This window comes from Microbulbifer sp. JSM ZJ756 (assembly GCF_044383805.1).
In the GTDB taxonomy this organism is placed as follows: domain Bacteria; phylum Pseudomonadota; class Gammaproteobacteria; order Pseudomonadales; family Cellvibrionaceae; genus Microbulbifer; species Microbulbifer zhoushanensis.
On sequence record NZ_JBISER010000008.1, the window covers coordinates 1 to 13187 of the forward strand.

7 protein-coding genes are annotated in these 13187 nt (G+C 57.7%); all 7 read right to left on the minus strand.

The window, feature by feature from the left end; genetic code table 11:
* Positions 1-418: 418 nt before the first annotated feature.
* Complete coding sequence (locus ACH6CX_RS13250) at positions 419-2512, minus strand: capsular polysaccharide biosynthesis protein (RefSeq protein WP_396675538.1); 2094 nt, start codon at positions 2510-2512, stop codon at positions 419-421.
* On the minus strand, positions 2503-3447 hold the full coding sequence (locus ACH6CX_RS13255) for a glycosyltransferase family 1 protein (protein ID WP_396675539.1): 945 nt from the start codon (positions 3445-3447) through the stop codon (positions 2503-2505). Before ACH6CX_RS13255 ends, ACH6CX_RS13250 begins: the two co-directional genes overlap by 10 nt.
* Before the next feature lie 987 nt (positions 3448-4434).
* Complete coding sequence (locus tag ACH6CX_RS13260; protein WP_396675540.1) at positions 4435-6168, minus strand: SLC13 family permease; 1734 nt, start codon at positions 6166-6168, stop codon at positions 4435-4437.
* A gap of 131 nt (positions 6169-6299) precedes the next feature.
* Positions 6300-8537 (minus strand): glycosyltransferase, encoded by a 2238-nt coding sequence (locus ACH6CX_RS13265; protein ID WP_396675541.1) that lies wholly within the window; start codon positions 8535-8537, stop codon positions 6300-6302.
* Positions 8538-8563: 26 nt separating this feature from the next.
* The gene (locus tag ACH6CX_RS13270; protein WP_396675542.1) at positions 8564-9661 is read right to left on the minus strand and encodes a hypothetical protein; all 1098 of its coding nucleotides are present in this window, start codon (positions 9659-9661) and stop codon (positions 8564-8566) included.
* Positions 9658-11748, minus strand: a complete 2091-nt coding sequence (locus ACH6CX_RS13275; RefSeq protein ID WP_396675543.1) for a glycosyltransferase — start codon at positions 11746-11748, stop codon at positions 9658-9660. Before ACH6CX_RS13275 ends, ACH6CX_RS13270 begins: the two co-directional genes overlap by 4 nt.
* 322 nt (positions 11749-12070) lie before the next feature.
* Positions 12071-13174 carry a hypothetical protein gene (locus ACH6CX_RS13280; RefSeq protein WP_396675544.1) on the minus strand — a complete coding sequence of 368 codons (1104 nt, stop codon included), beginning with the start codon at positions 13172-13174 and terminating at the stop codon, positions 12071-12073.
* Between the last annotated feature and the right edge of the window lie 13 nt (positions 13175-13187).

A 13187-nucleotide genomic window follows, 5' to 3' on the forward strand; every position in this document is an offset into this window, starting at 1 on the left:
CCCACCCCCGTAGGAGCGGCCCATGGCCGCGATCCCGAATCGCCAGCCCCACCAGGTCGCGGCCAGCGGCCGCTCCTACAACAAATGGAACCGGGAAATCCCGGGGCGGGTAGCGCTCACATACCGCACAGCACATACCCTGCAACAAGATTTAAACCCCACCTCCGTAGGAGCGGCCCATGGCCGCGATCCCGAATCGCCAGTCCCACCAGGTCGCGGCCATGGGCCGCTCCTACAACAAGAGGAACCTGGGAATCCCGGGCGGGTAGTGCTCACACACCGCACAGCGCACACCTCGCAACAAGGTTTAAACCCCACAACTCGTAGGAGCGGCCGCTGGCCGCGATCCCAAATCGCCAATCCCACCAGATCGCGGCCATGGGCCGCTCCTACAGACATCATGAGATATTTCTGGATGCTACCGGCGCAAGAATGCATTGCGGTAAAGGCGAAATAACCGGCGCCCGATGGCCAACGGGCCCGATGGCGCTGGTCGCTCGCGTTGTTGCTGCAACAGGCGTACTGCCGTCTCGGCATTCACCAGCTCGCCCGTGTGCGGATCGCAATACACCGGGTACAGCAGCAACACACCGGCCACCAGCTGATCAATCTCCAGGGTTCGCCCCCGCCTTGCCAGCACGGGTGCGGGATCAAACTGCCCGGCCCGCGCGTCGGCCACAGACTGGAGTTTATCCCTGGCTACCGGATCCAGAAGCAGGTCCTCACTCACCCCCCAGCCCGCATAAAATGGCAGTCCGTAAGTGACCACTTTGCGCCCGCGCAGTAGTGCTTCAAAGCCGCTCAGGGAGCAGAGGGTATGCACCTCATCCACCTGCTCCAACAATTGCGGCATGGCAGCATCGGTAATCTGCCGGTCCCACAATTCCGTTGCCGTAACGGCACCCCTGCGGGCGCCGGCCACCACATCCGGGTGGGGCTTGTAGACAATAAATGCATCGGGGTTGAGCGCACGCACAGCGCGCAGCAATTCTTCATTGGTTTTCAGCAGCGGCGAGCCACCGGCAATGGACGCATCGGTTTCCACCTGCCCCGGCACCAGCAGTACTCGCTGCCCGGGTGCCGCGCCGAGGTCCGTTAACTTCCCAGCCTGGCCCACGTTGTATTTACTGAGCCGCGCGCTTACCAGTGACTCGCGCAGGGCACAGGCGCGCGCTAGCAGGGCCCGGTCGAATTCTGTTTCCGCCAGGATTGCCTCCAGGTCACTGGCAGCCCGGGCATCGTAATAAATGCCCCGCGCATCCAGCACCAGTGACAGGGGCCGGACCAGGTCGGCCCCCAGCCCCACCGAGCGCAGGAAGCCATCTTCCATCCGCCACAGCGGCATGCCCGCATCTTTACATGCGCGCACCAATGACGGTGCCAGCCCACTGGCCCACGCCGCTACGCGAGTTTGGCTGGCCCCCTGCCGTGCCCGCACCGCCGCCGGCCGCGCAGGGGCAAACTCCAGTGTGCTGGGCCGCCCCAGGAAATCCGGCACAAAGCGCCTTTTCCACGGCGAGAAACCCAGCCCCAGCCAGCAATCCCCCAGCCGCGCCCGCTGGCGTTTCTGCTCTGCCAATAGCGCAATGGTGTCCTCGAGTTCACAGCGCTCACCGGTATAGGGGTTGATATAGCGGCTGTAACGCAGGTAGGCCGCGCAGAACACCTGCTCCAGGCTGCGCGGCACACCCCGGCGCTCGCAGTGCTGCCGGTCTTCCGTCAGCCCCCAGCCGGTATAAAAAGGCAGGCCGAAGCAGTGCACTTTTTTGCCCGCCAGCAGGGCGTCGAACCCCATCTGGCTGGTCACCACATAAACTTCGTCCACCGCGTCCAGCACCGCCCAGGGCGAAATATCCTCGGCCAGTACACGGCAACCGCATTCCCGTGCCAGTGCCAGCAGGTAACCGCGCTTCTTGCCGGCGATGACATCCGGGTGCACCTTTACGCACACCTCAGACTCCGGATGCTCGGCAATGGCCGCCTCCAGCATCTGCCGGAAACTGTCGGCACTGGCCCCGCCGAATGTCACCGCCGCATCCCCCAGGGTCTGGTCCACCACCAGTACCCGCTGGCGATCGGGCCATTGCAGTGGCATATCCGGGGCGCGGTTATACTTGGATAATCGGTAGCGGCGTAACAGCGACATACACTCGCGCGCCCGCTCGATTTCACTTTCGCTGAAGTCCGCGTCGCGAACCAGGGTTTCCAGGTCACTGGGGCGGGTGGCGTCGTAATAAATACCGCTGTGGTCCACCACCATACTGTGGGCTGGTGCCCCACTCACACCCAGCTCCAGCGAGCGCAAGAAGCCGTCTTCCAGACTGATATAGGGCAGGTCGCGGGCAGCGGCAATGCGCCGGGCCTTTTTCGCCGTGGGCTTCAGGCCCCAGCCGGCAATATGAGTGACATCCCTGCCCGGCCGCTGGAAGAAAAACCGCGCGGGTGCCTCAAGCAATGTATCCAGGTGCCGAATCCGGCAAATACCCGGTGAGCAGTAACCGACTACAGGCATGCCCGAGCCCCCTCCAGCAACCGCTGACGCAGGGCAGCATCATCCGCCAGGCGCAGGATCGCCTCCACCCAGGCCCCCTGCTCCATGGGCACCAGCAGGCCATTGTCCCCGTCGCGGACAATATCGCCGTAAATATCGCCCCGGGCATACACGCCCACCGCGCCGGCCAGGGTGATATCAAAAAACTTGGTGTGGGCGCGGGCACGGTTGAAACGGTTATCCAATAGCGGCGCCAGGCCAATGGTACGGCCCGGCCGCTGTACCAGGGCGCGATAGGTGGGCCATTTCATCGGGTGCAATACGTGGACCCGCGGCAGGCCGCGGAACAGCCGGTTGAGCGCCGCATTGCCGATCACCTCGAACACCAGCTTCTCATTGCGTTCCAATACCTCGGCAATTACGGGCCGCAACCAGCGCAGGTCGGCACCGTGGGAGGCGGAACCGTGGTAGAAAACTGTCATAACCGGGGGGGATTCAGCGGTTGCCGCCCCGGCCAACATGAGTTCCGGCGGCCGGGCCGGCAGCAGCTGCGGCTGCCAGTGGGCATATTTCGATTGCAGGTAGGGAGTGGAAACCAGCAACTTTGCGCCCTGTGACCTTAGCCAGCCTCGGTGACGCCAGGTAAGGCGCAACAGCTTGGCCTGGTAACGCAGCGGCATGCCGATAAAGGCCCGCCAGTCGAACAGGTCATCGTCCATAAACAGGTAGAGCCCGGCGATGGCGGCCCGGTGCTGCGTGACCAGTGCGCGCCAGGGCCCGGGCAGGTAGCGCACAAACACCACCGTCGCCCCCTGCAGTTCACCCGCTGTGGGCAACTGGGAAAAAGTCCGGCGCAGGGGCGTGTAGCCCTGCTCCCGCAGGAAGGGCATCACGAAATAATCGGTGGACGGGTTCTCCCCCTCTTCCACCACAAAGCAACGCTTATCCCCCGGCAAAAAGCACTTCCCCAATATTATTATTGATTCACATTCTGTAGGAGCGGCCCATGGCCGCGACATCATAGTCCGATCACAACCCATCGCGGCCGCTGGCCGCGACCCAACCGCCCCGCACTACCAGAACTCCAATCGCGGCCATGGGCCGCTCCTACAGCGAGCTTATCTCTTATCATCACCCCGTAGGGGCGCACCTTGTGTGCGCCCAGGCCCCAGAACCAAGAATGGGCGGACACAAGATCCGCCCCTACAGAACCCTGGAACCTCAACCGCTAAACGGGAATACCAGACGAACCCGGGATTCTATTCTTTCCACTCTCCCCGTAGGAGCGGCCGCTGGCCGCGACCTAACCGCCCCGCTACCAGAACTCCAGTCGCGGCCATTAGCCACTCCTGCAGCGAGCTTATCTTTATCATCACCCCGTAGGGGCGCACCTTGTGTGCGCCCAGGCCCCAGAACCGAGAATGGGCGGACACAGGATCCGCCCCTACAGAACCCTGGAACCTCAACCGCTAAACGGAAATACCAGACGAACCCGGGATTCTATTCTTTCCACTCTCCCCGTAGGAGCGGCCGCTGGCCGCGACCTAACCGCCCCGCTACCAGAACTCCAGTCGCGGCCATTAGCCACTCCTGCAGCGAGCTTATCTTTATCATCACCCCGTAGGGGCGCACCTTGTGTGCGCCCAGGCCCCAGAACCGAGAATGGGCGGATACAAGATCCGCCCCTACAGAACCCTGGAACCTCAACCGCTAAACGGGAATACCAAAAGAACCCGGGATTCTATTCTTTCCACTCTCCCCGTAGGAGCGGCCGCTGGCCGCGACCTAGCCGCCCCGCTACCAGAACTCCAGTCGCGGCCATTAGCCGCTCCTGCAGCGAGCTTATCTTTATCATCACCCCGTAGGGGCGCACCTTGTGCGCGCCCAGGCCCCAGAACCGGGAATGGGCGGACACAGGATCCGCCCCTACAACAATCAGGGACCTAACCGCTAAAGGGGAATACCAGCGGCAACAACACCAGTACCGTAACCGAATAAGCAACGGTCAACGGCAAACCCGCACGCAGGAAGTCCCGCAGGTGATACCCACCCAGGTTCTGCACCATCAGGTTGGTCTGGTAACCGAAAGGGGTCAGGAAGCTGGCACTGGCCCCATAGGCCACCGCCATCACAAACGGCATCCAACTGACGCCGAAGCTCTCCGCCAGGCTCCACGCCAGCGGGAACGCCAGCGCCGCGGCGGCGTTATTGGTCATCAGCTCGGTCAGCGCCAGGGTGAGGAAGAAAACCCCAACCAGGCCCACATAGGGCCCGGCATCCGCCACGGTCCCCCGCAGGGCCAAGGCCAGCCCATCCGCCAGTCCGCTGCCGGAAAACGCCTCCGCCAGCACCAGCGCACTGGCGATAATCAGCCAGATCTGGAACGGGAAGCGGCGCTGCAACTCGGTGGTGGAAACAATATTCAGGCTGATCATGCCCCCGAGCAAAACCACCAAACCTTTCAACAGCGAGAAATAGCCCAGCGCCGCGCCGGCCACCACGGCAGCAAAGCCAAAGCCCAGCAGCCAGCTATCGCGCCGCGACAGCTGCCGCTGCACCTTGCCACCGCTGATCACATAAAAGTTCTTGTCGATATTGCGGTGATGCTTCCAGTCGGGCCCCACCGCCAGCAGCAGTGCATCACCCGCGCGCAACTCGATTTCCCCCAGCTTGCCGGAGAGGCGCTCACCGCCGCGGCGCATCGCCACCACGGCGGCATCGAAGCGGGTCCGGAACTGGCAGCTCTTGAGGGACTCACCCAGAATACTGGAGTTGGGTGTGAGCACCACCTCGGTCAGATTCATTTTCAGCTGTTCATCTTCCAGGGCAAACACCTTGAGGCCCTGGATATCCTGCAGCCGCCCCAGGTCTTTTACATCGCCACTGAAAATCAGCTTGTCGCCGCTGCGGATGATCTCCGTAGGGGCCACCGGGCTGATCACCGTGCCACCGCGCACAATCTCCACCAGGTACAGGGTCTCCAGCTGGCGCAACTTGTTCTGCTCCACGGTATGGCCATGCAGCGGCGAATCCTCGATCACCTTGGCTTCCAGCAGGTACTCCATCACCGGCTCACTGGCCACCCTGCCTTCCGGCAGCAGGCGATTACTCAGCAGCAGCACCGCCAGGCCCACCAGGGTGGCGGCCAAACCTACTGGCAAGAAGGCAAAAAAATCCAGCCCGGGCAGGCCCCGGTCCAGCACAAAGCTGTTCACAATCAGGTTGGTGGAAGTCCCGATCAGGGTAAGCGTACCACCCAGTATGGCGGCGTAGGAAAGAGGCAGCAGCAGCTTGGCGGGCGGGTAGCGGCGCTGCGACCGCACACTGGAGGCCAGCGCTGCCACCACCGCCGTATTATTCAGGAACGCCGAACTCAGCGCCGTGACCCCGGTCAGGCGTACCAGGCTGCCCTTCAGGGAACCATTGATCAGCCCATCAGAGATGGCCCGCAGCCAGCGCGCTTTCTCCAGGCCGATGGAAGCCAGAATCAGGGCCACCAGCGTAACCAGGCCCGGGTTCACCGCCTTCTGCAGCACAGATTCCGCCGGCACCAGGCCGGTCAGGAAGCACACCGCAGCTGCCGTGGCGAACACAAGCGACGGCCGGATACGGGTAAAGATCAGGGAACTGATCACCACAAGGAAGATACCGGCAACAACGATTTGGGTCAGTGTCATAAGTTATTGCGCCGGTCTGCGATTCGGGTGGATGGCTATTGTTTAAACACTCGGCTAGTTCAAGCAATTATGCCAAATCTGTCGACATTGCCCAAAGTACTTAGCGCTATCGACTTATAGCCAACACCGCACTACTTCAGTGAGAAATCTTCATATATCAGTGTCAGGTTGGGATTGTATGCCGGATCCGAGTCCAGTGCCTGCCCCCAGCGCTTGCGCATGTACTCCGCCTCACGCTGGGCGCGGCGGCGCTTGCGGAAGGTGTCATCCGCACCCCGCGACAGGGATTCATGGTGATAAAGCTCGGCATACGGGGTCCACAGGTTGCGGTAGCCTGCTTCACGGACCTTCAGGCAAAGATCCACGTCGTTGTAGGCAACCGCAAGGTTCTCCTCATCGAGCCCACCGACCTCGTCGAATATCGACTTGCGCAACAGCAGGCATGCCCCGGTTACCGCCGACAGGTTCTGGACCACTTGCAACCGCCCCATATAACCGGGCTCGTCCCGGCGCGCATACTTGTGGCTATGCCCGGCGGTGCCGCCAATGCCAAGAATTACCCCTCCATGCTGAACCGTGTCATTGGCATAATACAGCTTGGCGCCAACGCAGCCTATCTCTGGCCTGCAGGCATGGGAAACCATCTCAGTGAGCCAGTCAGCCGAGATGACTTCAATATCATTGTTGATTAACCCAAGGATCTCCCCCCGGGCAGCCTGCGCACCAAAGTTATTGATGGCAGAGTAATTAAACGGGTAATCCCAGCGAACCACCCGGACCCGAGGATCCGCCACAACCTCCTGAAGGTAATCCAACGTCTCCCGGCAACGGCTCTGGTTGTCGAGTACCAGCACCTCGAAGTTGGGGTAATCCGTCAGCGCAAGGATCGAGTCCAAACAAAGACGCAGGAACTCAATGCCGTCCCGGGTCGGCACCAGCAGACTGACCAGGGGCGACGGCGCAGGGATGGGCAGGCGGCAGCGCACCATCGTCGCGGAGTCCATAAAATTCTGGTTAACCTGCCCGACTTCCATGCGGGCCCCTGGTAACTGTGTTTCCAGATGATCTGCCAGGGCCTCCTTCTCGGCGCGATAGCGTGCAGCCAAAGCAGCTTCCGAGAGAGGTTTCTGGTGGTAAAGCACGCGGGGCACATGCACAACCTCTTCCTGCTCAAGGCGTTCCCGGACTTCCAACAACATGCGATAAACTTCGTCACTCAATGAACGTAGTGGCATTGATCGACCAGCATCGAGAACTTGCCGGCGGAAGAGACAGACGTTACCGATATAGTTGTAGGCCAACAGCAGGTCGGGGTTCCAGCCAGGCTTGAACAGTGGTTCCTCTCGCCCACCCACACGATTCAGGGAATCGGCGTCGCTATACACCAACTTTCCATTGGGTTTCTGTTCAATCTCGTGGACGATATAGTAAAGGGCATGCTGCGCGAGGCGACCGGTATATGGCAAGGATGCGATAAAGTCGCCACGCTCCGCCTCCAGTAAATCGCCAAGCCGGGTATCGCCAGGCAAAATACTGATACGCTCTTCAGCAGCAGCAATCTGTTCCAGCTCTGGCTGCACTGCTGCCGGCACATCCACCTCCGCCGTGACCACCAGGCGCCAATGGGGGTAGGACTGCTGCCGCAGAGACTGTAATGCACGCCAGTCCAGTGCTTCGGTAGCAGGCAAGTGCAGGTGGAAAAGAAACTGAGTAGGCATGGCCAGCGTGGCGAGGTAGTCGGCAACCTCACTGGGGCGCGGCAGACTCTCGGCCTCAACCTGTGCCAGCCACGGCTGGTAGCCTGCATCGGGCCGCCGTTTGTGGAAGGTTTCCGCATAGCGCGAGAGCGCAACAGCCCGCCTGGTACGCCCCTGCTCAGCGGCCTCCCCTCGCAGGGATTCCACTACGGCCCGGCGCTCCAGCCCCCGGTAACGATGGTGCATATTCGCCAGACGCTGGCAGATACGATCCCGCGCAAAGTGTGGGGCCAGCCACGCAAGGCAACAGTGGCTGATTTTCGGCGCGGCAGCGACAGGCACCGGCTGGCCGTCAGGGGCGATGCTGACCTCCAGCATGAGCTCCCGCACCGGCTCCGGAAAGTAACAGACACGCTTGGCCACCCTGCCACGCTTTACCGGCAGGGAAACCGACAACGCCGGGTCCGTCCCCGCGCCACAATCCACGTGCAGGGTAAGGTTGGCGGCTCTACCTGTAAAATCCGCAGCGAACTCCAACATATACCAGCCGCGGCGTGGCAGGCGACCTTGCCAGGCGACCCGATAGCTTCGCTCACCACGCTCCGGGGCGCTACCACCAGAGTCTATCGGCTCCAGTATCTTGGGCACACAGCAGGTCAAGCTTCGGAACATTCCCAGGCGCATATTTCCGATCAAGTTCAAAACGTCTCGAGACCGGTGTGCAACAACCGCTCACTAATCTCTTGCGCCTTATGGTAAAGAGCCTTATCGAAACGCACCAACGGTTCAATGGCCGCCATAAGCTCGGGATTGGCGAAATCAAACCCATAATCAAACTTGTTCACGTTGACCTTGGGTGCCTCATGCCAGGGTTTAAGAATACCCGCCTTGGCGCTGAGGAAACGCATGGCGGGCTCGAAGTCTTCTGTGAGACCGACGAAATCAAACTGTTCTAGCCCCAAGCAAGCCTGGTGAAATGCGGCTTCATCATAAGCCTTAGCCGCCGGGATACTGTGAAAATACCGGCACTGGCAATTATCAAACAACGGCCTCTCCGCTGGGCGCAACGACTCCACAAACCCTGTCATTGCTTCCGAATCCGAAAATTCCAGCGCCTGCAACCGAGCCGAGATTTCCTGAACAATCTTCGGATGTCCGGATAGAAACTCTGCCCGCTCTGGCTCCGACAGGTGGCGTACCCAGTTCAGGTGCGACACCAGTTGCCGCACCGGCTCCCTGACGATTGTCGCTGTGTAGTAACGTGATCGATCAAAATCCCGCTCAAAACGCTCAAGACTGATATGCCCCGAAATAAACTGGTGCTTCCCAAGCGACACAGGATCCTCCTCCGCCTCAATATGCATGGCAGCGCTTTTATGCCCAAAGTGATCAATAAAGAATTCATTAACCGAGCTGCCCGCCGTCTTGGCGATATGCATGAAGAAAATGGGCTTGTTCACAAACGCCGGGCGGCTGGGGGTAATCGCGCCCACATTGGCATATACAGAGACCTCTGCCGGTGCTTTCAGCCTGCGGCCCAGGTTCATTGAGAATCCGCACTCTCCTGTGGGGTGAATGCCCCGCGCCCGCAGGTCTTCCCGGGGCTCCGAAGCCAATGCGTAGTAGAGCTCACCCTCGGCGTGGATCACAACCAGCGCAGGCTCATCACTGTCTGCCACTCTAGCCCAGCCGCGGACCACCGGGCCCCACTGATTGTCGATGGCACCCTCAAGTGCAGGAGCTTCGTCAGAAAGCGGCTGTAGCGCCGAACTTGCGGCGCGCCCAAAAAATTTCATACTACGGCAGCCTCGGATACTGCGAGCTCATTTTGTCCCGCCAGGGAGAAATCCTCGCGGGCATGGGTCAGGTTGGGATTATAAAAGGGATCCCGCCGGAGGAGCGCGCCCCAGCGGTCAGCCAGGCGGGCCTTCTCCTGGTCAAAACGGGCAATTTTCTCGGGGGTGTCTTCCTGCCCCCGTGTCTTGCTCTCGTGATGATACAGCTCGGCAACCGGAGTGAAGACATTGAGATATCCGGCTTCCTGAACCCGCAGGCAGAAGTCCACGTCGTTGTAGGCCACGGTATAAGCCTCATCCAACCCGCCGACCTGGTCATATACCGCCTTGCGTACAAACAGGCAGGCACCAGTAACCGCGCTCAGGTTCTGTCGCACTTTCAGCCGGTTGAAATAACCCGGGCTGCCCCGGGGTGAGCCCCGGTGTGAGTGAGCGGCATAGCCCCCCAGGCCCAGGATTACACCCGCGTGCTGAACGGTATCATCCGGATAATAAAGCAGGGCACCGATACAGCCATTTTCAGGCCGCTGAGCCAGTGAGACCAGCTCCTCAATCCAGCCAGGTGTAATTACTTCCACGTCGTTATTTACCAGACCGAGAATTTCGCCCCTGGCGTGAGCGGCACCGAAGTTGTTGATGGCGGAATAGTTGAACGGTGCATCGTAGCGCAGTACCCGAATCCGCGAATCTGCTGCGGTGATATGCTCGAACCACTCCAGAGTTTCAGATTCGACGCTGCCATTATCCAGTATCATCACCTCAAAATTGTGATAACTGGATCGTGCTAGGATTGATTCGACACAGGGGCCAACCACATCAAGGGCATCCCGGGTAGGGATCAGCAGGCTTACCAGTGGTTCTCCCTCAAGGTGGTAATCCACGCGGTAAAGGTTGTCATCCTCAGTTTCCCTTACCTCAGCTTTTATGCCTTTTCGCGCCAAGTGATCTTGCAGGGCCCGCTGGCCCGCGAGGGAGGTATACGATTTCTCCTGCGGGCCGAGAGCAGTAGAGCCCTCATGTGCCCGCCAGTGATAAAGCACCCGTGGTATATGCACGATTCTGCCTGCCTCCGTATGCTCTGTGCAGCGCAGCAGCAGATCATAGTCCTGCGCCCCTTCGACTCCTGCGCCCTCTCGGAACCCGCCGACCTGATCAAGCAATTCTCGGCGGAATACTGCAAGGTGGGTAATATAATTATGGGAGAGCAGCAGCGCCGGGTTCCAGTCCGACTTATAGTGAGGAGAAAAGCGCTTGCCCTCCATATCAATAAAGTCTTCGTCCGAATAGAAAATATCTGCCGAGGGATTGTCCTGGATTGCTGTGGCCACTTCCCAAAGGGCATGCTCCAACAGGCTGTCATCGTGGTCCAGAAGCGCAACATAATCACCCTCAGCGAGGGAAAGCGCTGAATTGCTCGCTGCGCAGATATGCCCGTTCTCTTCGCGCTTAACCCAGCGGATACGCTTATCTTGCTTCACATAATAATTCAGAGTCTGGGCGACTTGTGGATTGGTCGACGCATCGTCAGCAATACATAACTGCCAATTCGGATAAGATTGCGCCATCACGGAATCTAGGCAAGCCCTGAGTAGTCCACTAGGGCAGTTGTAAACCGGAACAACAATAGAGATTAAGGGCTTGACTGACAGCGTACTTAGCTGTCTCGCTGATCTTGACTGCAAATACAGCTCGCGCTCCCGCACCAATTGCGCCTCATATCCAGAAAGCGAACGCTGAACAAACAGCGCGTTATATTTTGCCCACAAAGCTTCCAGGCTCATCGACCGCGCTAATTGAATAGAATTGACCATGCCCGATTTTATCAATTTGCGCGACATTCTACGCACCGCAAAGCCGCGGGTTACCTTGGCCAACACGAAATGGGCGACCTCAATCTTCGCTGAAAAATCAGTGGGATCAAAACGCAAGGACCGGACTCGAGTAGGAAAGTAGCAAATCCGCTTGGTCAAGCGGCCTGACTCGACAGGAAGCGAGAAACCCTCAACTTCTCTATAGCCATGACCGTAATCTGCATAGAGCTTGGAAGGAAGAATCTTCGTATCTGCCACCACCTCAAGCTCTAGCATATACCAACCCCGAGGCAATAATGAAGATGCTGGCTCTACGCGAAACGCTGGATCACAACCTAAACACTGGTAACAACCACCACCCACGGAAATACTATTTTCCAATGGAGTTAAATTACATTGTTGCCGATGGCTTACCCAGCGACGAAACTCACCGAAAAAGTATCGGAATAATTGCATAAAATAAAGATACTAATCACAATAAAAGTTAACGCCACCCTGCACTTACTAATTGTTTCGCATGGAACACACAAGCCATGAAAAATTCGCATTAGCCTTACGCTTCAGAAGCGCCTAACAGACAAACATAAAAAATGACAAATCAAGCATTTATACAAGACTTCAACATATTTCTAATATGCGGACCATCTGGGCGAACCAAGAGCGCTAACTTTAAATAATCCATAGCTCTTTGAAGATCACCATTCCTGGCGTTACCTGCCTCAAGCTTTAATAATTTAACGAGCGGCTCCTCAATTTCTTGTAACGACTCCGGGTACTCCATAAACAAAGTCAGAACAAACCCCTCTAAAAAAGAAAAGTCACTACACTCTTTTTCTTCAGGAGCATCAAGCTCTAAAAACAATAACTCCTTACCAAGGAACTTTTTCGCGACATAAGCGTTTATACTCGAATATCGATCAATCAAATCCTGCCGCTCAGACCTTGACAAAAAAAATCGAGAAGAATCTTTGACCTCCGGGAATGAAGAAAATATAACCTTTCTTTGTTTTTCACTACAATAGTCATATAATTTCATCCCCATCCTAATTTGAGCAGGCCTGATGCTTGGATTAGGATCACGCACAGGAATCTTCAGCGCCTCCAACCCAACACCAGAATCAATAGCCGAAAGAAAATCAGAAAATATACTGCCACCTATGAAACTATCCTTCTCATATGGCCTTACACGAACGATTCCGCCCGAATTAACAACAGCCCAACCTTCCACTAGGCTCCGGTAGTCTAGAATCTTTTCTTTCTCAAGACGATGCATCAAACTATGAATATCAGATTTAACATTATAAGCCTTGACAATCTGAGCATACCAAGACTCAAGAAACTCATCCTGCCGCCTTAAATAAACAATAGGCACGACTTCAGCGTCCATGCTCTCAGAAAGCTCTAAAATCTCCTCGCGAGTCATTCCCGGAAAATACTCACTACTAATGAGATGAAATGGGCAATTCGACTCTTGAATCTCAAAATTAAGCTTCAACAGATTCTCAGTGACTTTCTGCTGCGTAGCCTCATTATCGCGCTCAAAATTACGACAGACCAAGTGATGATTATTTTTCACAAGGCCAGTCGCACAGTAATTAATTCCTGCCGCCCTCAGCGCCTCCTGGTTAAGCAAGAAGAAATCCTGCAATGCAGTAGTTCCTGTCTTCCCTGTCCCAATATGAACATAAAGTATTTTATTCATATACATTTCCCAA

Bases quoted from the DNA above. Each gene is read 5' to 3' on its own strand.
- ACH6CX_RS13250 (WP_396675538.1), bottom strand. From the start codon at position 2,512: ATGCCTGTAGTCGGTTACTGCTCACCGGGTATTTGCCGGATTCGGCAC.
- ACH6CX_RS13260 (WP_396675540.1), bottom strand. From the start codon at position 6,168: ATGACACTGACCCAAATCGTTGTTGCCGGTATCTTCCTTGTGGTGATC.
- ACH6CX_RS13265 (WP_396675541.1), bottom strand. From the start codon at position 8,537: ATGTTCCGAAGCTTGACCTGCTGTGTGCCCAAGATACTGGAGCCGATA.
- ACH6CX_RS13270 (WP_396675542.1), bottom strand. From the start codon at position 9,661: ATGAAATTTTTTGGGCGCGCCGCAAGTTCGGCGCTACAGCCGCTTTCT.
- ACH6CX_RS13275 (WP_396675543.1), bottom strand. From the start codon at position 11,748: ATGCTAGAGCTTGAGGTGGTGGCAGATACGAAGATTCTTCCTTCCAAG.
- ACH6CX_RS13280 (WP_396675544.1), bottom strand. From the start codon at position 13,174: ATGAATAAAATACTTTATGTTCATATTGGGACAGGGAAGACAGGAACT.